At 70.3% G+C, this 24,602-nt stretch carries 30 protein-coding genes and 3 tRNA genes; 20 read left to right on the forward strand and 13 right to left on the reverse strand.

Going from position 1 to position 24,602, the window contains the following annotated elements; translation table 11 throughout:
* Positions 1-241: 241 nt before the first annotated feature.
* A complete protein-coding gene (locus ACFY1T_RS03515; protein ID WP_390786754.1) occupies positions 242-1,261 on the forward strand; it encodes an adenosine deaminase in 1,020 nt (339 codons plus the stop codon).
* Between the two features lie 31 nt (positions 1,262-1,292).
* Here ACFY1T_RS03515 and ACFY1T_RS03520 read toward each other — a convergent pair whose 3' ends face one another.
* From ACFY1T_RS03520 to ACFY1T_RS03540, 5 genes are all read right to left on the reverse strand, one after another.
* The gene (locus tag ACFY1T_RS03520; RefSeq protein ID WP_030870146.1) at positions 1,293-1,709 is read right to left on the reverse strand and encodes a hypothetical protein; all 417 of its coding nucleotides are present in this window, start codon (positions 1,707-1,709) and stop codon (positions 1,293-1,295) included.
* 15 nt (positions 1,710-1,724) lie between these two features.
* Positions 1,725-2,825: a UDP-N-acetylmuramate dehydrogenase gene (locus tag ACFY1T_RS03525; protein WP_390786755.1), complete on the reverse strand. Its 1,101-nt coding sequence runs from the start codon at positions 2,823-2,825 to the stop codon at positions 1,725-1,727.
* A 10-nt stretch (positions 2,826-2,835) separates the two neighbouring features.
* Positions 2,836-3,234, reverse strand: a complete 399-nt coding sequence (locus ACFY1T_RS03530; protein ID WP_390786756.1) for a DUF3291 domain-containing protein — start codon at positions 3,232-3,234, stop codon at positions 2,836-2,838.
* A 42-nt stretch (positions 3,235-3,276) separates the two neighbouring features.
* Positions 3,277-4,761, reverse strand: a complete 1,485-nt coding sequence (locus tag ACFY1T_RS03535) for a DHA2 family efflux MFS transporter permease subunit (protein WP_390786757.1) — start codon at positions 4,759-4,761, stop codon at positions 3,277-3,279.
* Between the two features lie 118 nt (positions 4,762-4,879).
* Complete coding sequence (locus ACFY1T_RS03540; protein WP_390786758.1) at positions 4,880-5,455, reverse strand: TetR/AcrR family transcriptional regulator; 576 nt, start codon at positions 5,453-5,455, stop codon at positions 4,880-4,882.
* Between the two features lie 161 nt (positions 5,456-5,616).
* Here ACFY1T_RS03540 and ACFY1T_RS03545 point away from each other — a divergent pair, with 161 nt between their 5' ends.
* A complete protein-coding gene (locus ACFY1T_RS03545) occupies positions 5,617-6,825 on the forward strand; it encodes an NAD(P)/FAD-dependent oxidoreductase (protein ID WP_390786759.1) in 1,209 nt (402 codons plus the stop codon).
* On the forward strand, positions 6,822-7,742 hold the full coding sequence (locus tag ACFY1T_RS03550) for an RNA polymerase sigma-70 factor (RefSeq protein ID WP_390786760.1): 921 nt from the start codon (positions 6,822-6,824) through the stop codon (positions 7,740-7,742). Before ACFY1T_RS03545 ends, ACFY1T_RS03550 begins: the two co-directional genes overlap by 4 nt.
* Before the next feature lie 93 nt (positions 7,743-7,835).
* Here ACFY1T_RS03550 and ACFY1T_RS03555 read toward each other — a convergent pair whose 3' ends face one another.
* The 5 genes from ACFY1T_RS03555 to ACFY1T_RS03575 all read right to left on the reverse strand — a co-directional run bounded on the left by ACFY1T_RS03555 (position 7,836) and on the right by ACFY1T_RS03575 (position 9,307).
* Complete coding sequence (locus ACFY1T_RS03555; protein ID WP_390786761.1) at positions 7,836-8,264, reverse strand: MaoC family dehydratase; 429 nt, start codon at positions 8,262-8,264, stop codon at positions 7,836-7,838.
* A 1-nt stretch (position 8,265) separates the two neighbouring features.
* On the reverse strand, positions 8,266-8,718 hold the full coding sequence (locus ACFY1T_RS03560; protein WP_030870124.1) for a MaoC family dehydratase N-terminal domain-containing protein: 453 nt from the start codon (positions 8,716-8,718) through the stop codon (positions 8,266-8,268).
* Positions 8,719-8,860: 142 nt separating this feature from the next.
* Positions 8,861-9,025, reverse strand: a complete 165-nt coding sequence (gene rpmG / locus ACFY1T_RS03565; RefSeq protein ID WP_007265873.1) for a 50S ribosomal protein L33 — start codon at positions 9,023-9,025, stop codon at positions 8,861-8,863.
* A gap of 88 nt (positions 9,026-9,113) precedes the next feature.
* Positions 9,114-9,186: transfer RNA gene (locus tag ACFY1T_RS03570), tRNA-Met, on the reverse strand.
* A 48-nt stretch (positions 9,187-9,234) separates the two neighbouring features.
* Positions 9,235-9,307 (reverse strand) — tRNA-Thr (locus ACFY1T_RS03575).
* 399 nt (positions 9,308-9,706) lie between these two features.
* On the opposite strand from ACFY1T_RS03575, the gene ACFY1T_RS03580 reads away from it, so the two are divergent.
* Positions 9,707-11,017 carry an amidohydrolase family protein gene (locus ACFY1T_RS03580; RefSeq protein ID WP_390786762.1) on the forward strand — a complete coding sequence of 437 codons (1,311 nt, stop codon included), beginning with the start codon at positions 9,707-9,709 and terminating at the stop codon, positions 11,015-11,017.
* 67 nt (positions 11,018-11,084) lie between these two features.
* Positions 11,085-11,741, forward strand: coding sequence for an SDR family oxidoreductase (locus ACFY1T_RS03585; protein WP_390786763.1), 657 nt, complete (start codon positions 11,085-11,087; stop codon positions 11,739-11,741).
* A 4-nt stretch (positions 11,742-11,745) separates the two neighbouring features.
* On the opposite strand, the gene ACFY1T_RS03590 is transcribed toward ACFY1T_RS03585, so the two are convergent.
* The gene (locus tag ACFY1T_RS03590; RefSeq protein ID WP_390786764.1) at positions 11,746-12,183 is read right to left on the reverse strand and encodes a DUF3574 domain-containing protein; all 438 of its coding nucleotides are present in this window, start codon (positions 12,181-12,183) and stop codon (positions 11,746-11,748) included.
* 103 nt (positions 12,184-12,286) lie between these two features.
* A tRNA-OTHER gene (locus tag ACFY1T_RS03595) sits at positions 12,287-12,355 on the reverse strand.
* A gap of 249 nt (positions 12,356-12,604) precedes the next feature.
* Here ACFY1T_RS03595 and ACFY1T_RS03600 point away from each other — a divergent pair.
* Both ACFY1T_RS03600 and ACFY1T_RS03605 read left to right on the forward strand, forming a co-directional pair.
* Positions 12,605-14,098: a PIN domain-containing protein gene (locus tag ACFY1T_RS03600; protein ID WP_390786765.1), complete on the forward strand. Its 1,494-nt coding sequence runs from the start codon at positions 12,605-12,607 to the stop codon at positions 14,096-14,098.
* Positions 14,099-14,391: 293 nt separating this feature from the next.
* The gene (locus tag ACFY1T_RS03605) at positions 14,392-15,168 is read left to right on the forward strand and encodes an NUDIX domain-containing protein (RefSeq protein WP_390786959.1); all 777 of its coding nucleotides are present in this window, start codon (positions 14,392-14,394) and stop codon (positions 15,166-15,168) included.
* Here the strand turns inward: ACFY1T_RS03605 and ACFY1T_RS03610 are convergent.
* Positions 15,152-16,282 carry a helix-turn-helix domain-containing protein gene (locus ACFY1T_RS03610; RefSeq protein ID WP_390786960.1) on the reverse strand — a complete coding sequence of 377 codons (1,131 nt, stop codon included), beginning with the start codon at positions 16,280-16,282 and terminating at the stop codon, positions 15,152-15,154. The genes ACFY1T_RS03605 and ACFY1T_RS03610 overlap by 17 nt on opposite strands.
* A 595-nt stretch (positions 16,283-16,877) precedes the next feature.
* On the opposite strand from ACFY1T_RS03610, the gene ACFY1T_RS03615 reads away from it, so the two are divergent.
* The 13 genes from ACFY1T_RS03615 (at position 16,878) to ACFY1T_RS03675 (ending at position 24,554) form a co-directional block, all read left to right on the forward strand.
* Positions 16,878-17,147 (forward strand): DUF6284 family protein, encoded by a 270-nt coding sequence (locus ACFY1T_RS03615; RefSeq protein ID WP_390786766.1) that lies wholly within the window; start codon positions 16,878-16,880, stop codon positions 17,145-17,147.
* 20 nt (positions 17,148-17,167) lie between these two features.
* Entirely contained in the window at positions 17,168-17,482 is a 315-nt protein-coding gene (locus ACFY1T_RS03620) for a hypothetical protein (protein WP_390786767.1), read from the forward strand.
* Positions 17,479-18,492 (forward strand): DUF2637 domain-containing protein, encoded by a 1,014-nt coding sequence (locus ACFY1T_RS03625; protein WP_390786768.1) that lies wholly within the window; start codon positions 17,479-17,481, stop codon positions 18,490-18,492. Before ACFY1T_RS03620 ends, ACFY1T_RS03625 begins: the two co-directional genes overlap by 4 nt.
* Complete coding sequence (locus tag ACFY1T_RS03630) at positions 18,489-18,713, forward strand: hypothetical protein (RefSeq protein ID WP_390786769.1); 225 nt, start codon at positions 18,489-18,491, stop codon at positions 18,711-18,713. The genes ACFY1T_RS03625 and ACFY1T_RS03630 overlap by 4 nt, the downstream gene beginning before the upstream one ends.
* A complete protein-coding gene (locus ACFY1T_RS03635; RefSeq protein WP_390786770.1) occupies positions 18,713-19,051 on the forward strand; it encodes an RRQRL motif-containing zinc-binding protein in 339 nt (112 codons plus the stop codon). The genes ACFY1T_RS03630 and ACFY1T_RS03635 overlap by 1 nt, the downstream gene beginning before the upstream one ends.
* 36 nt (positions 19,052-19,087) lie before the next feature.
* Positions 19,088-19,711 (forward strand): hypothetical protein, encoded by a 624-nt coding sequence (locus ACFY1T_RS03640; protein WP_390786771.1) that lies wholly within the window; start codon positions 19,088-19,090, stop codon positions 19,709-19,711.
* A gap of 1 nt (position 19,712) precedes the next feature.
* Complete coding sequence (locus ACFY1T_RS03645) at positions 19,713-19,928, forward strand: hypothetical protein (RefSeq protein ID WP_234318040.1); 216 nt, start codon at positions 19,713-19,715, stop codon at positions 19,926-19,928.
* 148 nt (positions 19,929-20,076) lie between these two features.
* The gene (locus tag ACFY1T_RS03650) at positions 20,077-21,051 is read left to right on the forward strand and encodes a hypothetical protein (RefSeq protein WP_390786772.1); all 975 of its coding nucleotides are present in this window, start codon (positions 20,077-20,079) and stop codon (positions 21,049-21,051) included.
* Positions 21,052-21,064: 13 nt separating this feature from the next.
* On the forward strand, positions 21,065-21,457 hold the full coding sequence (locus tag ACFY1T_RS03655; RefSeq protein WP_390786773.1) for a hypothetical protein: 393 nt from the start codon (positions 21,065-21,067) through the stop codon (positions 21,455-21,457).
* Positions 21,458-21,472: 15 nt separating this feature from the next.
* A complete protein-coding gene (locus ACFY1T_RS03660; protein WP_390786774.1) occupies positions 21,473-23,641 on the forward strand; it encodes a type IV secretory system conjugative DNA transfer family protein in 2,169 nt (722 codons plus the stop codon).
* Positions 23,638-24,093 (forward strand): hypothetical protein, encoded by a 456-nt coding sequence (locus ACFY1T_RS03665; RefSeq protein ID WP_390786775.1) that lies wholly within the window; start codon positions 23,638-23,640, stop codon positions 24,091-24,093. Before ACFY1T_RS03660 ends, ACFY1T_RS03665 begins: the two co-directional genes overlap by 4 nt.
* A 14-nt stretch (positions 24,094-24,107) precedes the next feature.
* The gene (locus ACFY1T_RS03670; protein WP_390786776.1) at positions 24,108-24,272 is read left to right on the forward strand and encodes a hypothetical protein; all 165 of its coding nucleotides are present in this window, start codon (positions 24,108-24,110) and stop codon (positions 24,270-24,272) included.
* A gap of 111 nt (positions 24,273-24,383) precedes the next feature.
* A complete protein-coding gene (locus ACFY1T_RS03675; protein ID WP_390786777.1) occupies positions 24,384-24,554 on the forward strand; it encodes a hypothetical protein in 171 nt (56 codons plus the stop codon).
* Positions 24,555-24,602 lie beyond the last annotated feature (48 nt).

A 24,602-nucleotide genomic window follows, 5' to 3' on the forward strand; every position in this document is an offset into this window, starting at 1 on the left:
TGTTGCGGTGTGTCTTTTGGGTTGTTGGATCGGTCCGTATGTCGCCAGTGTTTGTTTTCGGGCCTGTTTCGTGCACAGTTTGCGCGGGGGGGGGGGGGGGGGGGGCCCCGGCGGGGCCCCCCCCCCACCGCCGTTCGGGCTCCGGGCCGCGCCGCCCGCCGACCCCGTTTTTACGTTCGGGCAAGGTCCCGTTCAGGGAATCGGGCTGCCGAACGGGTGACATGTGGGGCAGGATCACCGGATGGAGCACGTACGCGATCTCACGCTTCTGCCGAAAGCCCACCTCCACCTGCACTTCACCGGGTCGATGCGCCCCTCGACCCTCCTGGAGCTCGCCGACAAGTACGGCGTGCGCCTCCCCGACGCGCTGACCGCCGGCGAGCCGCCCAAGCTCCGCGCCACCGACGAGCGCGGCTGGTTCCGCTTCCAGCGGCTGTACGACGCCGCCCGCTCCTGTCTGCGCGAGCCCGAGGACATCCGCCGGCTGGTCCGCGAGGCCGCCGAGGAGGACGTACGGGACGGCAGCGGGTGGCTGGAGATCCAGGTGGATCCCACCTCCTACGCCCCCCTGCTCGGCGGCATGATCCCGGCCGTCGAGATCATCCTGGACGCCGTCGAGGCGGCCTCCCGCGAGACCGGCCTCGGCATGCGGGTGCTCATCGCCGCCAACCGCATGAAGCACCCGCTCGACGCCCGCACCCTGGCCCGGCTCGCCGTCCGCTACGCCGACCGCGGCATCGTCGGCTTCGGGCTCTCCAACGACGAGCGCCGCGGCATGGCCCGGGATTTCGACCGGGCCTTCGCCATCGCCCGCGAGGGCGGCCTGCTCGCGGCCCCGCACGGCGGCGAGCTCACCGGCCCCGCCTCCGTCCGCGACTGCCTGGACGATCTGCACGCCTCGCGCATCGGTCACGGCGTGCGGGCCGCCGAGGACCCCCGGCTGCTGAAGCGGCTCGCGGACCGGCAGATCACCTGCGAGGTCTGCCCGACGTCGAACGTGGCCCTCGGCGTCTACGAGCGGCCCGAGGACGTCCCGCTGCGCACCCTGTTCGAGGCCGGGGTGCCGATGGCGCTCGGCGCGGACGACCCGCTGCTGTTCGGGTCCCGCCTGGCGGCGCAGTACGAGATCGCCCGCCGCCACCACGCCTTCACGGACGCGGAGCTCGCGGAGCTGGCCCGGCAGTCGGTGCGCGGCAGCGCCGCTCCGCAGGACGTACAGGACAAGCTGCTGGCCGGGATCGACCACTGGCTGGCGAGCTGAGGCCGGGCGGTCCGAGGCGCCCGTCCCGGACTCAGCGCGTCAGCCGCAGGTCGCCCTCCCAGCAGTCGGCCCGTACCCGGTCGCCGTCGGGGAAGCCGATCTCCAGCTGGGTGCGCCCGGTCTCCGGCGCCGCGAACTCGGCCACGGTGGCCACCGTGTCCCCGAGGTGGCGCAGGAAGGGGTGGTCGCCGAGGTCCTCGCCGACCTCGATCCGGCCCCACTCCCCCATGTCGTACGGCTCGTGCGGTGCGGCGGATTCGACGATGAGGCACCAGTCGGACCCGGTGCTGATCCTGGTGGAATCGCCCTCGCTGTCGATCAGCCAGACGTCGAGCGGCGCTTCGGAGCGCTCGCCCTCGTAGACGTGCCAGGACGCGACGATCCTGCTGATCGTGCGCCCCACCAGGCGGGTGGGGTCCGTACCGGCCCCGTGCAGTGGACAGAGCATGGCGGCCGGGACTCCTCAGATGCTGACGCCGACCGTCACCGGCTCGTTGACCAGGGTGACGCCGAAGGCCGCGTGGACGCCCGCGACGACCTCGCGGGCCAGGGCGAGGAGGTCCTCGGTGGTGGCCTCGCCGCGGTTGGTCAGCGCGAGGGTGTGCTTGGTGGAGATCCGGGCCGGGCCGGTGCCGTAGCCCTTGGTGAAGCCGGCCTTGTCGATCAGCCAGGCCGCGCTGGTCTTCGTCCGGCCGTCCCCGGCGGGGTAGGCGGGCGGGGCGGTCTCGGGGCCGAGCCGGTCCTGGACGCGGGTGAGGAAGGCGGCGTACGCCTCGTCGGTCAGGATCGGGTTGTGGAAGAAGGAGCCCGCGGACCACGTGTCGTGGTCGGCGGGGTCGAGGACCATGCCCTTGCCGGCGCGCAGCCGCAGTACGGTCTCGCGGGCGGTGGCGGCCGGGACCCGGTCGCCGGCCTCGACGCCGAGGGCGCGGGCGGTCTCGGGGTACTTGACCGGCGCGGACAGGCCGCCCGCGTCCTCCAGGGCGAAGCGCACGCGCAGGACGACGTAGCGGTCGGGCTGGTCCTTGAAGGTGCTGTTGCGGTAGCGGAAGGCGCACTCGGCGGCGGTGAGCGTCACCGTCTCGCCGCTGGTGCGGTCGTACGCGACGACCTCGGTGATCGTGTCGCAGACCTCCTGGCCGTACGCCCCGACGTTCTGGATCGGGGTGGCACCGGCGGAGCCGGGGATTCCGGCGAGGCATTCGATGCCGGCCAGGCCCGCCTCGACGCTGCGGGCGACGGCGTCGCTCCAGTTCTCGCCGGCGGCGAGCTCCAGCCGCGTCCCGTCCAGGTGGAAGCCGGTGGTCGCGATGCGCAGGGCGGTGCCCTCGAAGCCGCGGTCGCCGATGACCAGGTTGCTGCCGCCGCCGATGACGAGGAGCGGGGTGCCGCTCTCGTCCGCGGCGCGGACGGCGTCGACCACCTCGGCGTCGGTGGTCGCGGTGACCAGACGCGTGGCGGGGCCACCGAGGCGGAAGGTGGTCAGGGGGGCGAGGGGGGCGTCGTGGAGTTCCTGCACGTGGACAAGAGTACGGTCCGTACCCCTCGCATCCCTGCGGGGCACGGACCGTACGTCACGAGCGTGCGGCCTCCTCGGCGAGCCGCTGCTCCGCTTCGGCCCAGGTGACCGGGAGGGCGGAGGCCGGGGCGGTCCAGAAGGTGAAGACCGATTCCCGCATGAACGCGGCGGCGGCCCGGGAGCTGGAGCGGTGCGGCTCGCTTCGGGCGAAGCGGTGGAGCGCGTCGCGGTCCTGCCAGGCGGAGAGGGTGAGGAAGGTCCGGCCGAAGGGGCGGGCTCGGAGGGCCGCGCCGTGGGCGCCGGGGGCCTTGCGGATCTGGAGGATGATGCCGGGCGACTTCAGGAAGAACCGGAAGGCGCCGGCGAGGGTCCGGGTCTCGAAGCGGGAGGCCATGACGTGGACCTCGGCGTCGGGAGCGGGCGGAGTGGGCGTGGACCAGGGGACGTCGGGCATCGCGTGCGTTCCTTTCCGGGGCTGTCGGGGCTGTCGGGGCTGTCAGCCGGCCGCGGGGACCTTGGAGGCGGTCGCGTGTCCGGTCTCGGGGGTGTGGCCGGCGGTGGCCGGTACGGGGGGCGTCTGGTTCCGCTTGCCCGGGACCAGGAGGGCGAAGGCCGCTGCCACGGCCACCGCGGCGGCGCCGATCCACAGCGCGGGCACGGTCCCGTCGGTGAAGGCCTGCGGGGACTCGTAGCCGCCCTGGGCCGAGAAGACCGAGGCCAGGACCGCGACGCCGAGGGCGCCGCCCACCTCGCGCAGGGCGTTGTTGGCGCCGGAGGCCTTGCCCTGGTCGGCGGGGGACACGGTGGACATCAGGATGTTGGAGGCGGGGGCGAAGTAGAGGCCCATGCCGATGCCGCTGACGATCAGCGCCGGGAGCTGGGCGGCGTACGAGACGTCGGTGCTCAGGACCGCCGCGAACCAGCCGAGGCCGAGGGCCTGCAGCGCGAGCCCGACGGCGACGACGGGCCGGCCGCCGATCCGGTCGGAGAGGATGCCCGCGATCGGGGCGACGACCAGCGGCATGGCGGTCCAGGGAAGCATCCGCACGCCGGCCTGGGTGGGCGAGTAGCCGGCGACGCCCTGGAGGAACTGGCTGAGCAGGAAGATCGAGCCGAACATGCCCAGGTACATCAGGAGGCTGGCCAGGTTGATCCCGAAGAAGCCGCGGTTCAGGAAGAGGCGCATGGGCAGCATGGGGTTCGCGCTGCGGAAGCCGTGGACGACGAACGCACCGACGAGCGCGGCGCCGGCGATCAGGCCGGTGAGCACGGGGGCGCTGGTCCAGCCGTGGGCGTTGGCGTTGACGAGGGCGTAGACGATGCCGAAGAGGCCGCCGCTGATCAGGAGCGTTCCGGGTGCGTCGAGACGGGAGTTCGGGGCGGTGGACTCCGCCAGCTTGAGGCGGGCGAGCGGGATCAGGGCCAGTCCGATCGGGACGTTCAGCCAGAAGATCCACTGCCAGGAGATGTGCTCGGTGAGGGTGCCGCCGACGAGCGGGCCGCTGGCGACGGCGAGGCCGCTGACGGCGCTGAAGATCCCGAGGGCCATGCCGCGGCGGGCGGCCGGGACGGCGGCGGTGAGCAGGGTGAGGGTGAGCGGCATCATGACGGCGGCGCCGACGCCCTGGACGGCGCGGGCGGCGATGAGCTCGTCGATGCCGGGCGAGAGGGCCGCGAAGGCGGAGGCCGCGGTGAATATCGCGAGGCCGCCCATGAAGAGCCGGCGCCGTCCGAAGCGGTCGCCGAGGGCCGCGCCGAACAGGAGCAGGACGGCGAAGGTGAGCGTGTACGCGTTCACCGTCCACTCCAGGTCCTCGAGCGCGCCGCCGAGGTCCTTGCGGATGGCGGGGAGGGCGGTGGTGACGACGAGGTTGTCGAGGGCGGCCATGAACCCGGCGACGGAGGTGAGGACGAGCGCCCAGATGGCGGGTCCGCGGAGCGCGGTGTCGTGCGTGTCGTGCGTGTCGTGCTTGCCGTTCACGATTCCCCCTGATGACGAGGACAGCTTGTTAGTTATTGCTGACTAACTTTCGCGGCCATGAAAGTGCGGCGGGCGGGACAGGTGCGCGGGACGGGCGCGCGGGCGGACCACCCGGGGCTCATCGCCCCGGATGGGTCTCTCCGCCGACGCGGGCGGAGGGGTACAGCCCCTCCCAGACCCGGTGCCCGGGCGGGAAGCCCATGGCGGCCAGGTTGTTGATCAGCATCCCGAAGGCCATGAAGGCCGTGGTCTCCTTCACGTCCCCGCCGAGGGGTCCGTGGACGGCGTCCCAGAGCTCCATCCAGCCCTTGCGGACGAGCTCGCCGAGCTCGTGGTCCCCGGCCGCTTCGGCGGCCCCGACGGCGACGTACATCTGGAGCTGCATGCGGAGCTTGTCCGGATCCTCGGTGATGAGACGGGCGTACGCGTTCGCCATGGCCTGCGTGGCCTCTTCGCCCTCCAGACCCTCGGTGGCCGCGGCGAACACCTCGCGGGTCTCCCGCAGGCACCGCTGGGCCGCGGCGAGGAACATGGCCGGCTTGTTGGGGAAGAGCCGGAACAGGTACGGCTGCGAGACACCCACCCGCTTGGCGATCGCCTCGGTGGACGTCCCGTGGTAGCCGCCGCGGGCGAACTCGTGCATCGCCGCACGGATGACGCTCTCGCGCCGCTCTTCCGCACTCATCCTTGCCATGATTCAAAGTTAGTGCTCAATCACTAACCAAGTCAACCCTGCCGCTCCCCGGCCGACCCGGAGGCTTCCACCGTGTCGCGCGTCACACCGGACCCGTGTCACGAACCGGGCGGCAGCTTGCATCTGATGATCGTCAACAGCGAGTGGAGGAAGGCGGAGCGATGAGCGCACGAGACGGAGCCGACGGCACGGCCACCACCCACCGGGTCCTGGTCCTGGGGGCGGGATACGCGGGGATGTCCGCGGCCGTCCAGCTCGGCGCCCGGCTGGGACGACGCCGGGACGTGCAGGTGACCCTGGTGAACGCGCAGGAACGGTTCACCGAGCGGCTGCGGCTGCACATGACGGCCACCGGGCAGGAGGTCGCCGGTCTGAGCATCCCGGAACTCCTGGAGGGCACGGGCGCGCGGTTCGTCCGCGGCTGGGTGACGGCGGTGGACGCGGACGCGCGAACGGTCCGCATCGACGACGACCGGGTCCTGCACTACGACACGCTGGTGTACGGGCTGGGCAGTGCGGCCGACCTGTCGGCGGTGCCGGGTGCCGAGGAGCACGCCCACACCCTCAACAGCGCCGAGGACGCCGGGGTGCTGGCCGACCGGCTGGGGCGGCTCGGCAGCGGCACCGTGGTCGTCGGCGGCAGCGGGCTGACCGGCGTCGAGTCCGCCGCGGAGATCGCCGAGCGCTACCCGCGGCTGAACGTCGTCCTCCTGGGCCGGCAGGAACCCGGCGCCGCCATGACCCCGAAGGCCGGGGCGTACCTGCGGGCCGCACTCGACCGCCTGGGCGTGGTGGTGCGCAGCGGGGCCGAGGTGGTGAAGGTGCTGCCCGACGGCGTCGAGCTGGCCGGGGGCGAGAGCCTCCCCGCCGACGCCGTCCTGTGGACCAGCGGTACGCGGGTGTCGCCGCTGGCGGCCGCCGCCGGGCTGGCCGTCGACGAGCGCGGTCGCGTCGTCACCGATGCCGCGCTGCGGTCGGTGTCGCACCCGGAGGTGTACGCCGTGGGGGACGCGGCCGCGATCCGCCAGGGCTACGGCGTCATGCACGGCACCTGCCAGGGCGGCATGCCGACGGGTGTGCACGCCGCGGTGTCGATCGTCCGCACGCTGCGGGGCAAGCAGCCCCGGCCGTTCCGCTTCGGCTACTACCACACGCCGGTCAGCCTGGGGCGGGGTGATGCGGTGGTGCAGTTCACCCGCCCCGACGACAGCCCGCGGCGCGCGTACCTGACCGGCCGCGTGGCGGCCCGGTACAAGGAGGCGGTGACGGCCGCACCCTGGCCGACGTACGGCCGCATGAAGAAGATGCCCGCCTCGGGGGCCGTGTGGCCGCGCGGCGGCCGCTTCACCCGGAACGGGGCGGGCCGATGACGGGCCCGTCCGCCGACCTCGACCAGCAGGTGTTCCACCGGCACCGGAACCTGCTCTTCTCGGTGGCCTACCGCATCCTGGGCACCGCGGCCGACGCGGAGGACGCGGTCCAGGACGCGTGGATCAAGTGGTCGGCCGCCGACCGCTCGCAGGTGGCCGAGCCCAAGGCGTACCTGACGCGGATCGTGTCGAACGTGGCACTGGGACGGCTGCGGTCCGCCCGGTACCAGCGCGAGACCTACGTCGGCCCGTGGCTGCCCGAGCCCATCCTCACCACGGGCGACACCGCCGAGACCGTCCTGGACGCCGAGTCGGTGTCGATGGCCGTGCTCGTCGTACTGGAGACGCTCAGTCCGCTGGAGCGTGCGGTGTTCGTGCTGAAGGAGGTCTTCGACTTCAGCCACGCGGAGATCGCGCAGGCCCTGGAGCGTTCCGAGGCGGCGGTGCGGCAGGCCGCGCACCGGGCCCGCGAGCACGTACGGGCCCGTCGGCCGCGCTTCACCGCCGACCGGTCGCGCCGGCGCGAGGTGACCGAGCGGTTCTTCGCCGCCGCGACGGGCGGGGACGTCAACGCCCTGATGGAGGTGCTGTCCCCGGACGTCACCCTGTGGACCGACGGCGGCGGCAAGGTCCGCCAGGCCATGCGTCCGGTCGTGGGCGCCCCGACGGTGGCCGCCTGGTTCGCCGCCATCGGCACGGTCACCTACCAGGGCATCGCCCCCGCCGACATGAAGGCCGAACTGGTCGAGATCAACGGCGGCCCGGGCGTGGTGTTCAGCGGACCGGACCGCGTGGTCGCCACGGTCACCTTCGACTTCGGCGCCGACGGCCGCATCACCGCCATCCACAACGTCGCCAACCCCGACAAGCTCAGGGCCGTCGCGCAGGGCACCACCCACGGCATCGGCACCCGCTGAGCGGGCGCCGGGCGGGATCCCCGCCCGGCGCCCGGCCCGGCAGGGTGCTCCGGGCCCGGCAGGGCGCTCCGGGCCCGGCAGGGTGCTCCGGGCTCAGGCCAGGGTCACCAGGGCGCGCGACATGCCCAGGACCTTCTGGCCCGCGCTCATCGCCGTCAGGTCCACCCGTACGCGGTTGTCGTCCAGCTTCGCCGCGACCTTGGCCGTGACCTCGATCAGCGCGCCCGCCCCGTCGTTCGGGACGACGACCGGCTTCGTGAAGCGGACCCCGTACTCGACGACCGCACCCGGGTCGCCGACCCAGTCGGTGACCACGCGGATCGCCTCGGCCATCGTGAACATGCCGTGCGCGATCACGTCCGGCAGTCCGACCTCCTTGGCGAACTTCTCGTTCCAGTGGATCGGGTTGAAGTCACCCGAGGCACCCGCGTACCGCACCAGCGTGGCGCGCGTCACCGGGAAGGAGCCCGCCGGCAGCTCCGTGCCGACCTCGACGTCGGCGTACTTGATCTGGGCGGTCATCTCAGGCCTCCTCGGGGGCGCGGGAGACGAGCTTCGTCCACGCCGTCACCACGTGCTCGCCGGTCTCGTCGTGGACCTCGCCGCGGATGTCGATGATGTCGTTGCCGGCCATCGACTTCACGGCCTCGATCGTGGAGGTCACCGACAGCCGGTCACCCGCCCGCACGGGACGCGAGTACGCGAACTTCTGGTCGCCGTGCACGACGCGGCTGTAGTCCAGACCCAGCTGCGGGTCCTCCACGACCTGGCCCGCCGCCGCGAATGTGATCGCGAACACGAAAGTCGGCGGGGCGATCACGTCCAGGTGACCGAACGCCTTGGCGGCATCGGGGTCGGTGTAGACGGGATTCGCGTCTCCCACCGCAACCGCGAATTCGCGGATCTTCTCCCGGCCGACCTCGTACGGATCGGTGGGCGGGTAGCTCCGCCCCACGAAGGACTGGTCGAGCGCCATGGCTCCCTACCTCCTGCTTTGGAAAAACTCGGTCACATGAGGAAAACGATCACAGGCCGGCGATCACGGAAACGACACGAGGCCGTCCCCCAAAGAAGGGGACGACCTCATGACGGTGCCTGTATTTCGAGACTCGCTGGGGTCAGCGGGTCTCGCGGTGCGCGGTGTGCGAGTTGCAGCGCGGGCAGTGCTTCTTCATCTCCATGCGGTCCGGGTTGTTACGCCGGTTCTTCTTGGTGATGTAGTTCCGCTCCTTGCACTCCACGCAGGCCAGCGTGATCTTCGGGCGGACGTCGGTGGCAGCCACGTGAGTGCTCCTTGACGGACTATGGGACGGATGAACGCATAAAAGAGTAGCCGATCGGGAGACCGACCCCGCAATCGGCTACTGTGGGTAGCGGCGACCGGACTTGAACCGGTGACACAGCGATTATGAGCCGCTTGCTCTACCGACTGAGCTACGCCGCTTTGATGTGATCAGCTCCCCACCCGAGGGTGGGGAACCTCTCTCACCAGAGCCCCAATGCGGAATCGAACCGCAGACCTTCTCCTTACCATGGAGACGCTCTACCGACTGAGCTATTGGGGCGAGCGATGAAGACATTACACGGTTGCCCGCCCATCGCCCAAATCCTTTGCGGCGCCTGGCCTCCGAGGGGGCTGCCGGGGCTTTCCCGATCAGGGTTCCGCCCCCACCGAGGCCCATTTCGGGGCAGATTGTGGCCGGGCTCACATTCCCAGCGGCCCCGCTGGGCACTCCGTGCCCGTCACTCCCGCCGGGAGCGGTACCCGCGCCGAGGAAGCATCCGCACCCGGCCGGGGCGCGCACCCGTGCGCCGCGGCGCACGGGCACCACACCGGTACGACTATTGCGCTCTTCCGCGAAGCGGGGAGCCCTGCGCCCTAGGCTCTGAGCACGCTGCGTGATCTTGGGCCGCGGGCCGCGGCCACTCGGCCCAGGAACCGCCCGAGCCACCGCAGGAGCGCGATGTCCGACAGCCAGCCGCAGCAGCCGTCCCCCTTCCCGCCGGGCGGCCGTGGTGAGGGCGGCGGCCACGGGCCCCAGCGCCCGCCCGGCAGCGCGAACGCGCCCTCCGCCGAGTCCACCACCCTCCTGCTCGCCGGAGCCCGCCTCACGGACGGCCGTACGGTCGACGTCCGGCTCGGCGGCGGCCGGATCCAGGCCGTCGGCACCGCGGGCAGCCTGCCCTCCCCCGCGCTCGCCCGGGTCGACCTCACCGGCTACCTGCTGCTGCCCGCCCCCGCCGAGCCGCACGCCCACGGGGACACCGCCCTGACCGCCGACGGCGAGGGGCCCGTCTCGTACGCCCCCGACGAGGTGCAGCGCCGGGCCACCGAGGCGGCGCTGCTCCAGCTCGGGCACGGGGCCACGGCCGTGCGCTCCCACGTCCGGATCGGCGACGTGCACGGCCTGGGCCCCATGGAGGCCGTGCTCCAGGCCCGCCGCTCGCTGCGCGGGCTCACCGACCTGACCACCGTCGCCGTGCCCCGCCTCCTCACGGGCATGGCCGGCGCCGACGGGTTCGCCATGCTGCGGGACGCCGTCAAGATGGGCGCCTCCGTCATCGGCGGCTGCCCGGACCTGGACCCCGACCCGACGGGATTCCTCGAAGCCGTCCTGGAACTCGCCGCCGAGCACGGCTGCCCCGTGGACCTGCACACGGACGGTGACGACCCCGGACGGCTGGCCCGGCTCGCCGCGATGGCCGGCGGACTGCGCCCGGGGGTGACGATCGGCCCCTGCGGGGGCCTGTCACGGCTCCCGCTGGACGTGGCGCACCGGGCCGCCGACCAGCTGGCCGCGGCCGGCGTACGGGTGACCTGCCTGCCCCAGGGCGACTGCGCGGCCCTGGAGCGGCGCGGCCTGCGCACCGCGCCCGTACGGCTGCTGCGCGCCGCCGGGGTCAGGGTCGCGGCCGGCAGCGGGGCGCTGCGGGACGCGGGGAACCCGGTCGGCCGCGGCGACCCGCTGGAGGCCGCCTTCCTGCTGGCCTCCCAGGGCGGACTGCGGGCGCCGGAGGCCTACGCGTCCGTCAGCGGCGCCGCCCGGGAGGCGATGGGCCTGCCGGAGGTCCGGGTGGAGGCCGGGTTCCCGGCAGAGCTGCTGGCCGTACGGGGGGACCGGATCGCGGGCGTGCTGTCCCTGGCGTACAGCCGGATCGTGATCCACCGCGGCCGGGTGGTAGCCCGGACGAGTGCCGTACGGGAGTACTGCGACTCGGCGGTCGCGGTGGCCCTGGACCTGCCCCGGCAGGGCCGTGTGGAGCCCGGGCCCTGAGTGCCGGCCGGTCCCGCGGCGGACACTTTCGCGGGCGGGGGCGCCCGGCTCGTCGTACGGTCGGGGCATGCGCATCGTCATCGCGGGTGGACACGGTCAGATCGCCCTGCGGCTGGAGCAGCTGCTCGCCGCGCGCGGGTACGAGGTCGCGGGCATCATCCGCGACCCGGAGCAGGGCGACGACCTGCGGGAGGCGGGCGCCGAACCGGTGCTCTGCGACCTGGAGTCGGCTTCGGTCGAGCACGTGGCGGGCATTCTGCAGGGCGCGGACGTCGCGGTGTTCGCGGCCGGCGCGGGCCCCGGCAGCGGTGTGGCGCGCAAGGACAGCGTGGACCGGGGCGCGGCGGTGCTGTTCTCGGACGCGGCCGAACGGGCGCGGGTACGGCGCTTCCTGATGGTCTCTTCGATGGGCGCGGACGCGCAGCACGAGGGTGACGACGTCTTCGACTTCTACCTGCGGGCGAAGGGCGAGGCGGACGACCACGTGCGGACGCGGCTGGGCCTGGAGTGGACGGTCCTGCGGCCCGGGTCGCTGACCGACGACCCCGGGAGCGGGCAGGTGCGGCTGGAGGCGCGGACGGGCCGCGGGGCGGTGCCGCGGGACGACGTGGCGGCCGTGCTGGCGGAGCTGATCGAGACCCCGGCGACGGCCGGTCTGACGCTCGAACTGGTCGAGGGATCGACCCCGGTCGAGGTGGCCGTCAAGGCCGTCGCGGGCAACTGAGGCCTCAGAACTCGGCGGTCACCTTGTCGTCGGAGCGTCCGACGGAGTCCTGCTGGTACTGGTCCTCGTAGGCCTGCCGGATCCGTTCGATGCGCGCGCTGCGCTCCTCGGCCTCCTTCTCCGGGTAGAGGAGCACCACCTCGTACGAGGTCTCGCGGATGACCTTGCCTGCGCGCTGCCACTGGCCGCGCCCGTCCAGGAGGGTGAGTCCCTCGGGGAAGGCCGGGGTGATCTCCCGGTCCAGGAAGCCCATGAACTCCTGCTCCGCGACGGGAGCCCGGCCGCCGGGGCGCTCGGTGCCGAAGTAGAGGGTGGTCTCCTGGTAGGGCTGGCCCACGTGGCTGTGCAGGGCAGCGCCGACGAGGGCCGGGATCCCGGCTCCGAGGAGGGCGAGGAGCACGCCGCCGCCGACCCTCCCGCGCGTGTCAGAAATGAAGTTCACGTCCGGAGAACGAACACGCGACGCAGACGATACGGACGGGGCGAGGCCCGTACGAGAAAACCCCCGCCACTGCGCTTCCGCAGTAACGGGGGTCTCACTCGCGTGGCGGCGCCAGGGTTCGAACCTGGGTAGGCTGAGCCGGCAGATTTACAGTCTGCCAACCCTGCCTGCCTCACACTCCGCTGACCTGCGACGTAGGCCCCAAGTTGTTTGGCAGCTGCAACTCCCGTCCACGCTGCGTCCGAGCGCGCTGCGATCAGCCCAGGGCCGAGCCCAGCACGCCACTTTCACGAGCAGTTCCAGCGGATACGCACAAACGCCCCCGGAACCCACTTCGGTCTTGCCACCATGCGGTGAACCACCAACCCGCCCCCGCCATCGGGCGGGCGGAGTCGCAGCCGGAAACGGCGCCGGAGGCAAAATGGACAATGTGATCATTCTTGACACAAATGCCGTGCATGATCTCGATCCGCACGGCAGTCAAGCCGACCTGATCCGGATGCTACGAAAAACAGGTCTCGAAATCACAGTCCCTTGGGTCGTACTCGAAGAGCTAACGGCACACAAGCTCTACGAGTACCAGCGGGCCTTCGGCTTGATGCTCAAACGCCACGAGGAACTTGCGAACCTTGAACCCAACTTGTCTGGCCCGATTCCCGAGTTCAAGGAAGAAGTCTTCGCAGATCACTGGCGCGATCAGTACTCGGATGTCTTCGGGGCAATCCCAACTAACGAATCTGCCCTCAGAGCCGCGGTACTACGAGAAGCCGCATGCATGAGACCCGCAAAGATGGAGAAGAACAATAAGTCCGGTGGGCGCGATGTAGCCGTCTGGTTCTCCATCCTCGACTACATGGAACAAAATCCGAAAACCCAGATTTCCTTTGTCACAAACAACACATCAGATTTCGGCGAGCCGGAAACCTGGCCATTCCCGCTCAACGTGGATTTGGGCGCAAAGTCTAGCAGAATCAAGCAATTCCCAAGCCTTCAGGAGGTTCTTCGCGACCTCACCGAGGAAGTGACCCCAGCAGAGGGCATCACAGACTCGCTCAAGAGTCGCCTGGAAGGCAATACATCTCTGGAAATTGTGGCTCGCGAGGCATGGAGACGGCTTGCTCCACTACGGGGCATGAGGCCGACAAAGAAGATACCCGAAGACGTGCGCTTGGGAGCTAGGCTAAAGTCAATGGGAACCGTGGAGTGTCGGAGCATCGCGGACTCCCTCTGGCATTGGGTCAGGGTGGAGTGGGAGATCTACCTGTACAGCCACCGCATTGACCCCCCTTTCACTGCCACATGGGATACATCAATTCTGTTCCCATCCGATCCCCATAAAGAAATTTCGGTGCTTCGCACTGGCCGTTTCACAGCGGTAGGCCTGGATGAACTCGACACAGGCCTCACGAGGCGCCTCATCGAGGATTCGTTGAGTCTGCTCAGCGAGCCTGTTAATGAAATCGTACCCCTGGAGAATCTCGCGGAAGAAGACCAGCGAGCCAGGTGGCATCTCGTATCGCGCCGTTCAATAAATCCGCATATTTACGAGCGGAAGGTTGTGCAAGCCCTGCGCGAGTTCACCCCAAGAGTGCAGCATGTCGACGGTCCAGGAGACTTCGGGGTAGATGCACTCATCGACGCGCCAGAGGGATCAGTAGCGGTCCACATAAAGGCCGGGGCTCGTAGTTTTACGGGCGAAGACCTCGAACGCGCCGCATTCACTCCCCGCGAAGCTGCAAATGGGGTCCTGATCGTCACGAGCCGAGAGTGGTCTCGACGGATTGAAGTCCTGTTGGATGAGCTGGAAACGGAGACGATGCGTCCGATCGAGCTGGTGCACTGGACAGATGCTATGGATTCCGCGATCTTGAGGCAGGCTCTAACCTCTCTCAGGCGTCGCATGATTTCAGCCTGAGGACGTTTAGCCCTCGCGCGTGCACGATACAGAGTGCCGTCCTCGAAGATTTGGCCATCGTCGAGGACGTCATCTCCGCGCGTTCGGGGAATAGGTCTGCGGGCCTACACGGCTCACCGCCCCCTCCGCTTCACTTTCTTCAATTCAGGCCTTCGCCGGGGCGACCGCCGGAAGCCCCCGGGCTCGCGCCCCAACATCAGACGGGAAGAGAGACAGGCATGACCGAGTCCCCCGAGCTGGCCCCCGATTACCCTGGCTGGTACCAGCCGACAAACGGGGAGAGTGCTCTGAGGATGGGACCGAAGTCGATGAGGGTCTACCAGACGATCCGGTCTTGGATCGAGTCGGGCAAGTACGGCCCCGGCGAGAAACTTCCCTCCGAGCGGACCATGAGCGCTGAGCTGGAGATCGGCCGCACCGCCCTCCGCCAGGTACTCGCACGACTGGCGAACGAGCGGCTCATCAAGGCCTACGACCGGAGCTCGTACCGAGTCGTGGGTGGCGAGACCGTACCCACGCCGGCGGAGCTGGAGCCCTGGACCATCCACGGCAGCAGGACGGTCTACGAGAACCGCTGGGTGAACCTCGACCTCGTCGACGTAGAGCCACCCGGGGTCGAGCGGTTCGAGCACCACGTAGTGCGCCTGCACCACGTGGCGATCACGGCTGTGCTCGATGAGCAACAGCGCGTGCTGATGATGTGGCGCTACCGCTTCGTCCCTCAGCAGTGGGGATGGGAACTCCCCGGCGGGATCGTGGACGAAGGCGAGGATGCGGCGGCCACAGCGGCGCGAGAAACCGAGGAAGAGACTGGTTGGCGTCCAACGAACGTCGAGCACGTCGTGACGTACCAGCCCATGATCGGCATGGTCGATTCGCCGCACGAGATCTTCCTGGCACGGGGCGCGGTGAAGGTAGGCGAACCCACAGACATCGAGGAAGCCGGGCAGATCGCCTGGGTGCCCTTGGCGGACATCCCCCGACTCATGGCCGAGGGGAAGCTCATGGGGTCAGGAACCCTAGTCGCCCTGCTGCACGTCCTCGCATCGCGGGCTACAGCCGCCCCGTAAGTAACTCCACACGCCGGCGGTGCCGCACGGACCCCGTGCGGTTCGCCAGCAGGCGCGCCTGCTGGAGGTTCGAGCGGGCCTCGTCGAACTCGCCGCGGGCAAGGTGGGCCTGTGTCAGGTCGCTGTGCAGTCCTGCCTTAGCGCGGACGAACGTGGGGTCCGTCGTCTGGAGGGACGCGTAGAGGTCACCCATGGCTGAGCTGTCACCCAAGAGCGCCAGCACGTTCCCCCGCCAGCGCGCCAGGTGGTCCGCGTTCAGGAAGATGCTCAGCATGTCGGAGTCACGAGTGTGCGCACCTTCCGGCAGAGCGGCCGCAGCACGGTCCAGCGCATGCCGAGCGTCGTCGTGCATGCCAGCGGCGGCGCAAAGCTCAGCTTCGGCCGCGCTCAGCCAAGCTCGAAGGCGAGGCGATTGCCGCTCCGCGTGGGTGCGCTGCGCGTCGCGGATGAGCTCCACGGCCATCTCGGGTCGGCCGGCATCACCCAGGACGTACGCTTGCTCCCCCATCGCGTGGGCTAAGTACTGCGGCGCGTCAGCGTCCTGCGCGGCTCGCTTCGCCAGCTCGTAGTGCCGCCATGCGCGCTCCACAGAACCTGCGTCCAACGCTTGCCAGGCCGCCAGGGTTGCAGCCCCCGCCAGGGCCGTCGCGATGGGACGGCGCGTCCCTGGCAAGACCGCGAAGGTGAGCGCGTCCTCCATTGCCGTCAGGTGGCCGTTCATCTGGTCCACCAGGCCCGATGCACCCATCTGCCGGTCCATGGTCCGCAGTAGCTCGGTCTGGTCCATGAAGGTGCCCACCATGGAATCGCTGACGCTCCGCGCCGAGTCGATCCGGCTCAGCAGGTCCTCGTAGCCATCAGCTTGTTGGGGGAGTGAACGAGCAGGCTCCCCGCCCAGCTCGACGTCCGTCACCCCGAGCAGCGGCCGAAGGATCACGGCGTACCGCTCCGTGATGGCTCGTCGGCCGTTCTCCCACTCCGACACGTAGGTCTTCAGGCTCGCGCTCGATGCGATGTTCAGCATGTGCTGCCGCGCGTAGCGCTCAATCTCGAAGATGAGCCGCTCCTGCGACCATCCCCGCGCGGTACGAACAGCTCGTAATCCCTTGCCCACGTGCATCGCCTCCGATGGCCGTGCCACCTGGGGAAGACCTAGCCAAATCGCCGCAGGTGGGAGCGGGTTAACACCCTTGAGGTTAACCCCTGTTGGCTACCGGCACCCCCTGTCTCAGCCGTTTCCTGAAGTCACACCGGAACACACCGGCAAGCCCCGAACGAACCAAGGGCTTGCATCTGGTGCGCACCAGATGCAATGCTTCTGGTGCGCACCAGATGGCCCGAATGGGCTCAGCTTCGGTGTGCATGCACGATCAGGAGCCCCGCGTTGGACGGGGGGAGGGATACCGGACAGCCGTCCGCCGCGAGGTGGTCGGTCCCTTGTCAGTCCGGATGGCAGGTCTCTGCCTACCACGGGGATTGCGGGCTGTTCCTGACCGGCAGTCCGTCCCCGAAAGAGACATCGAACGATCTACCGCCGCAGCCTTGTGCTGCGGTCGGCTGCCTCCTCCGCCTGTCCGCCGCTTCGGCGTTGTACGGGCGGGGTTGCAGGGAGCCGAGTACATCCGCTCCACCCGCAACACAGTGCAGCCCCCGGCGCTCGAACGCCGGGGGCTGCTGAGTCCCGTTCCTCTACAGAAGGAGCAAGACCCATGAAGTCCATCGCTGCACTTCAAAACGTTGTTACGCCGTGGTCCGACGGTCTGGAGCCGTCGGACGCGGAGCTGGACGCGATTGAGTTCGAGCTGCCGCTGATCCTGGCGGAGGTCGATCTCCTGGACGCGGAGATCACCGTGCTGGACCGTACGCCGTCGGTGTTGGACGAGCGGCGGATCCGCCGGGCCCGCCGTAAGGTCCTCACCGCCCGCCGGTCGCTGACCAACCGGGCCATCGCCGCGAGCCTGCCGGGCGGTGCCGCATGACGCACCCCCTCCTGGCAGACTTGCGGGGCCCGTTTGAGGTCCTGGCCCTGTTCGCGATCGAGTACCCGCACCTGTCCGCGCCGTGCGTGAACATCACCACGGTCTACCCCGACCGCCTGGAGCTCGCTTTCCACAACGACGTGCCGGGCTTCGAAGCCTGGTGCGCGGCCCTGGACATCAGCCCCGGACGCGTTCACCACAGCGTTCAGAGCGATCACCGGACCGCGGTGCGGAAGGTGGAGCTGGACTACGTCGGCGCCCGCCTGCGGCTCATCTCCTACGCCCCGCTCTCCCTGCCGCACGGCGGGCGTTCACGGGCGGAGGCGGCATCGTGAACATGGCTGCGGTGCGTTCATCCGAGCGTGCTCTGTCGGTCGGGACGTGGCTGATCGTGGGCGGGGCGGTGCTCTACTCCGTCCTGACCGTGACCCCGCTGATGGCCGCCCACACCCCGTCCGCGTGGCGGTGGACCGCCCCGATCCTCCCGCTCGTCGTGGACGCCGCGGTTGTGATCGTGGTCCGTCTCGACTCTGTTCTCGCCCGGTTGGGCGGGCAGGGCGGGCCGTGGCCGGTCGCCCTGCGGTGGATGACCGGCGCCATGACCCTGGCCCTGAACATCGGCGCATCCGCCCTGGCCAAAGACCCCGTGGGCGTCGCCATCCACTCCGTGGCGCCGCTCCTGCTGATCGTCACGGCGGAGGCAGGTCTCGCCTACCGGCGGGCCATTGCCGCGGCCGTGAAGGCGCTGGAGGAGGAGCGGGAAGCCCGCCGCCAGGCTGCCGCCAAGGCCATGGACGAGCGGGAGGCCAACCGGCAGCGCGAGGCCCGTGAACAGCGCGAGCACGCGGCGGCCCTCGCCCGTGAACAACGTGAACACGAAGCCCGCCTCGCCCGCGAGGAAGCCGAGCGCCAGGACCGGGCCCGCCGCGAAGAGGCGGCCCGGGCGGAAGCTGCCGCGGCAGAGGAGCGGGCGGAGCGTGAACGCCGTGAACGCGAGCGTGAACAGCAGCAGGCCGAGCGTGAACAGCTTGAACACCAGGCTGCGGAGCGGCGGGAGAAGGAGCGCCGGGACCGAGTCGAGCGTGAACGCGAACAGCAGGCTCGTGAACACGAGCAGGCCGAGCGTGAACGCGCGGCATTGCTGGCCGCAGGTCCGCCGGCCGAGAGGCTCAGCGAGGACCAGGCCCGGCAGGTCGTGCAGGCCGCGTTCGCGGCCCGTCTTCCGGTGCGCTCGGCGGTGGAGCTGACCGGCTGGTCGAACGGCTGGGTCCAGTCCCGCTACACGGAACTCCGCGCACTCACCACGTCCGGCCCCCGCCCGGTTCTGGAAGGAGCCACGTCGTGAAGCTCTCCCCGAACACCAGCCCCGCCGAGCCGGACAGCCTGCTGATCCGGATGCACAACCAGCTCGGCGCCACCGTCGACGTCACGGGCACCGAGGACCGGGCACGCTGGGCCTGCCACGGATGCGGCGAGACCCGCTCCGACTACCCGCTCTACATAACCCGCGTGGACGCCAACGACCACGCCGCCAGTTGCCGGGCCGCTTACCACCGCACCCGCTGATGGGCACCCTGCCCGTCTATTCGTGGAGGCTCGCCCCTGACGGGCTCGCCACCCGCCGACAGCTCCGCGCCCTCGGCCTGCGGCCCGGTGGCCAGGACGTCGCCGCGCAGGTCGAGCGGCCCCGCCGGCGGCGCGGGCCGCTGGTGGCCTACCTGTACCGGATCGACCGGGCCCGGCCCGTCCGGCCCATGACTGAGCGGCGGGCCGTGGCCCTGGCGAAGGCCAACGCGGCCCGCCGCTGGTGCTCTACCTGTCGGCGTGATGCCGGGTACGTGATCCCGGCCTCGCTCGGCATGTGCACCCCGTGCGCCTACCCCGAACCCGATGACCGCGTCTGACCTGCACCGTCCAAGCACTGGAAGGAGGGAACCACCATGTCCGGAATCGACTGGGACGAGGAGTTCACCCGCATGAACACCGAAGCCCCGGAGAAACCCAGCACGTCGTCCAAGTTCTCCGCCACGATCGGCAAGCTCGGCGGGGTCCGCCGCAACACCGCCGCCCTCGCCGTCTGCGGCACCATCGCCGTCCTCGCGGTGTGCGGGACGGTCGTGGCCGTCACCAGCATGCAGGGCGAACAGGCCGCCCAGGACCGGGCGCGGGCCAAGGAGAACGCCGCGAATGCGCTGGTGGAGGCGGAGGCCGACAAGCAGCGCGCGCAGACCGCCGAAGCCGCGGCCAAGACCCTGTACGAGCGGGAGATGACCGTCTACCAGGAGTGCATGAAGGTCAGGGCTGCGGCGGTGGCCAAGGCCGCCTCGTACGAGGTGTCGAAGATCCCCGCGTGCGCTGCCCCGACCAGCCTGAGCGCCGCCGCCCCCGGGAAGCAGGAGCCCTCCGGCGACGGCGCGGGCGGCATCACGTCCAGCCCGTGGCTGTGGGTGGCGCTCGTCGGCGGCGGTGGCCTGATCGCCTACAAGAAGCTCTCCGTGCCCTCCGGTTCGGGTGCGGTCGTCTCCGCGAACGACAAGGGATTCATCTTCGAGAAGGGTGCCTGAAATGACGCTCCAGTTCTTCGCCCTGGCCCTGTTCTGCTGGGCCCTGTTCTTCACCTTCAAGAAGACCAAGGGAAAGCAGATGGCGATCTGCCTGATGCTGATCGTCTCCGGGATCTTCCTGCCCTACACGCCGTTCAGTGACGAGATCCGCAGCACCCTCGAATCCGTCTTCAACACCGCGAACAGCACCGTCAGCAACATCGGCACGTCACGCTGAGCGATCAGCCATGCCGGTTACTGGTTACCGGTTACAGCTCACAGACACCCCTTCGAACCGCCCTGTGCGGCCCGAACCGGCGCCCGCAGGGGCTGTAACCGGTAACCGGTAACCCTCGACAACTACACAGTGTCACGTAGGGAGGCTCGTGGAAATCCTCGTTCTCCTCGCCATCTCCTACCTCGTCGGCGTCAACAACACCCACGACACCTACGAGAAGGCGGGCATGAAGAAGCCCCCGCCCAAACCGAAATCCAATTGGTCGCCGACCAGGGCACCGGACACCTTCCGGAACGGCGCCTACAACGCGGCGGCGAAAGCGCATTACGGGCTGCTGGCGGGCGCCCACTTTGCCGGGGGCCTGCGCGATGGATGGCGGTCCGCCTACATGAAGAAGCCGGTCACCAAACCTTCCGGTTCGCCGTCCTCGGCAGCCCCGGCGGGGCCATCGGCGCCCGCCACTGGGGCGACCGTGCCGCCCCAGCCCACCGTGCCCCCGAAGCCGACTGTGCCGCCGAAGCCCACGGATCCGCCGACGCCGCCGACTGCGGCGCCCTCGACCTCGCCGTCGGCCACGACGATTCCGGCGCCGGGCACGGTGCCTGTGCCGCCCACGATCAAACTGCCCGAGCAGATTCGGAAGGACCCCGCGATGCAGCCCAATCCGCCCGTTCCGCACACCGCGACCGTGGACGCCAACGGCGTCCACGTCACCACCGCCGCCGGCAAGACCCGCACCTACAGCGGCGGGGAGGTCATCACCCTCACCCAGGTCATCGACCTCGCCGAAGGCGCGGCCAACCTGTGCCAGGCGAGCACCGACACCTGCCTGGAACTCGTCGACGAGTCCACGCAGCTTGCCGCGGACTGTGACGTGCTGATCGCCGAGATCACCGAGAAGGGCGTCGGCGCGAACCTGATCGGCAAGTGCGAGCACCTCAAGGAGCAGCTCGACCTTCAGGCCGCCGCCGCAAAGAAGCTCCACGACCAGATCCAGGGCGGCGAAGAGGCCTGCCGCACCGCGTCCGCGAACGCGGAGGTACGCCACGGCCCGATCTTCCGCGCCGTCGCCGACTCGCCGCTGACCAAGCCCGCCGAACGCGACTTCTACAACGCCCGATAGACGAGGAGCCCGGATGTCTGCCACCGAATCGTTGAAGGACGCCGTCACCTACGCGGCCCTGCGCACCAAGCTCGCCTGGCTCACCCACCAGGTCCACTCCCACGCCGACACCGTCACCCAGCTCACCACCGAGGTCGATGAGACCGCGGAGCAGATGCAGGACGCCGCCGAGACGATGAAGGCGCTGGCCGTGGACGCGGCCACCACCGCCGAGTTCGCCGACGCCTCCCTGACCATGACCGGCGCCAAGGACGCCGCCAGCGCCTACACCGCGGCGGCGGACAGTGCGGCCGCGGCCGCCGACGACGCCAAGACCACCACCGAGTCCGAGCACGGCGGCATCGCGGACGCGGTGGACACCTCCCCGGTCGAGATGGCCGAAGCCGCGTTCTACGCCGAGCAGTAGGAAGGAGCCGGACTGATGGGGCCGACCCGAGCACAGTTCATCCAGTACGCGCCCGCTGCACTCGCGCTGGCATCGGTGACCGCCGGCCCCTGGTCCGCCCTCGCCGCGGCAGCGGCCGGAGCGGGGGCGTGGGCCGCAGGGGTCTCCGCTCCGGCCCTGCGCTCCCTGATCGCCTGCGGGATCACCGCCGGCGGATGCGGCATCGCCGCGCACCAGATCCTCACCACCGGCATGAACCCGCTCTTCGCTCTCGGCCTGGCCGTGCCGGCCGGAGCGGCAGCCCTCGCGCATCACCGCAACACCGGCGCCGGGCTCCCCGTCCTCCCTGTCACGACGGCGGAGGGGCAGAGTTCGCAGGCGCAGGTCATCACGGCGTGGTGGACGGAGTTCATCTGCGGCCCGACCCAGACCGAGGGCCGCAAGCTCATCCAGCCCGGGGCCGTCCTCGCGCACCTGGCTCTCGACGTCGGGGACGAGCACGTGTCGTTCTCCGGAGTCATCACGGTGGCCCAGGGCCAGCAGGTCAGGGTGAAAGCGGCGGACATCGCCTCCGTCTACCGGGTCCCCGTCTCGCAGGTGGAGATGGGCGATCCCAAGCACTACGCGCCGAACGCACTCCCGGTCACGGTCCACCTCAGGAAGGCGCCGGAACTGCCGGAGCAGCCGGGAATCTCGGCGGGTGATCCGTCTACGCCGGAGGAGCTGTGGGCCGCCCATGTGGCCGTCCCGGACGGCGCGATGCCCGGGACCACCCTGACCCTGACCCGCTACGACGGCCCCCTGGACTGGGAGGGGATCGCCACGCGGGAGCGGAAGGCCATCGGGACCGTCAACATCCAGGACCTCGCGGGCAACCTCGACCTGTCGTCCATCCAGATCGCCCTGGCGCCTACGGACAAGCCCTCGCAGATGGGGGTGCGCGTGATGAAGGAGCACGCGCTGATGCACGGCACGATGCTCTCCGCCGTCGTCGATGAATTGGCCATGGACTCGCGCGGGTATGTCCGCCTGGGCACGTACATCGACACCCACGCCGCCCTCGTGCCCCTGGCTCAGCCCGGGTCCGGGGCCCGTCATCTGTACCTGGTCGGCGGATCCCGCTCCGGGAAGTCTGGAGTGCTGGAACAGATTCTGCTCTCCGCCCACCGATCCCGGATTGCGGTGATCCTGTCCTCCCCGCAGGCCGGCACCATCGCCGGAGCGGGCCTGACCGCGTACTGCGGGGACGGCCTGGACGACGCGATGGGCGCCCTGCGGCTGGCCTACGCCCTGATGCTCGACCGCGAAGCCCGCTACCGCTCCCCGTCCTTCCCCTTCACCGATCCGTTGGTCCTGACCGTCATCGATGAAGCGCACATGCTGCTGTCGGTCTCCTCGCAGTATCACGCGGAGGCGAAGGCGATCGTGGAGCAGATGACTCGCCGGTCCCTCAAGCGGGGCATCGGGGTGGTCCTGGCCACCCAGACGCCGCTGGCCGAAGACCTCGGGAACTCCTCGATCATCCGCTCGCAGCTCCTGATCGGCGGCGGCGCGGTGTTCCTGCGCTGTGCCAAAGGCCAGGGCTCCCTCGTCGGCGCGAACGCGGTCGAAGGCGCGGAGGGCATCGACCTGTCGATGATCCCCTCGTCATGGCCCGGCCAGTACGCCAAGGTCGCCGACCGCGACATGAGCGGCCTGGACACCGAGGCCGCCGCTAACCCCGAGGACGGCACCTTCGGCCTCGGCTACCTCCTCACCCCCGGATCGCAAGCCGTCCAGTTCCGCTCCCTGCACCTCGACATCCCGCCCGCCTCCCTCGCCGGAGGCCAGCCTCCCGTGTCCGTGGAGGACTGCCAGGCCTGGCAGCACCGGGAGGCGATCACGCGCACGCCGGTGGTCGATCAGCGGGGCAGGAACCTGATCGGCAGCCTCACCGATCTCCTCACCAAGACCGAGCAGGGCCCAGCCGCACTGCCCCAGCAGCGGGCCCAGACCGCCCCCGCCAACCCGGCACCTGCTTCGGACGGACAGGAGCTGATCAAGCCGAGAATCCTCGAACTCCTGCGGGAGGGATCCATCCCCATGACCGTCGAGATCATCGCCCGAAAGCTGGGCACGTCCGCGAACAAGATCAAGCCGCGCCTGTCCGAGCTGAAGAAGCGGGGCGAGGTCACCAACGAGAACGGCCTGTGGAGGGCTGCATGAACCGCACTGAAACCCAGTTCACCCCCATCGACCCCGACCTGTACGCGAAGGCGTTCCAGCTCCTCGACCCCGCCCCGGAACCGGTCGCCCCCGCTGCCCCGGCCGCGCCCTCGCCGGTAGCCGTGATCCTCGCCGCAGGGCCGGTGCACCGGCCGGGACGGGTGGAGAAGACCCTCACCGACGCGCTCGCCTTCCTCGACACCCACGGCTGGGCCAAGGGCCGCCTGATCCACCCCGAGGGCGCCCGCTGCTCCATCGGCGCCCTGCGCGCCGCCGCCGGCGCCCGCAACTCGGCCTACCGCGACGCCGGGAAGCTCCTCCTGGACGAGGCATGCCGCCAGCACGGCAGCCACTGGAAGGCGATCCCGGCCTGGAACGACGCCCACACCGGCCCGCAGGTCCGCAGCGTCTGGGAGGCCGCCATCCAGCGCGCCCACCAGGCGAACATCTGAGGCCGGAGCCGCCCGTGTCGTTCTCGTTCACCAACCCCAGACCGGACCACGGTCGCGACGGCCGCTCGTTCTCCTTCACCGCACCCGCGGAGGTCGAGGAGAAGCTCCAGACGATCGAAGACCTGGCCCACGAAATCCTCCGCCTCATCGCCGAAGTACGCAGACAGACCGACAGCTGAGCGCCCCACCCACCCAGACAGCGAGGGCGGCCCCCTCTCACCACAGACCGGGCCGCCCTCACCCATGTCCAGCCCGGCCACGAACACCCTCAACCGCCGAAAGGCCACCGCGTGAACCAGCCCCTGCCCGAGCGCATCACCGACGCCCTCGCGCTCCTCACCGGCATGCGCACCGTGCGCTGCCCGGACCCCGGATGCCGGGTCAGCATCCGCTACCGCCACGTCGCCCCCGACGAGGCCAAGCGGCTCACCGACCTCGCCACCGACCACACCCGCCACTGAACACACGAGGGCGGCCCCCTCTCACGCCAATGAAGCGGGGCCGCCCTC

Source organism: Streptomyces sp. NPDC001194 (assembly GCF_042896985.1).
In the GTDB taxonomy this organism is placed as follows: Bacteria; Actinomycetota; Actinomycetes; order Streptomycetales; family Streptomycetaceae; genus Streptomyces.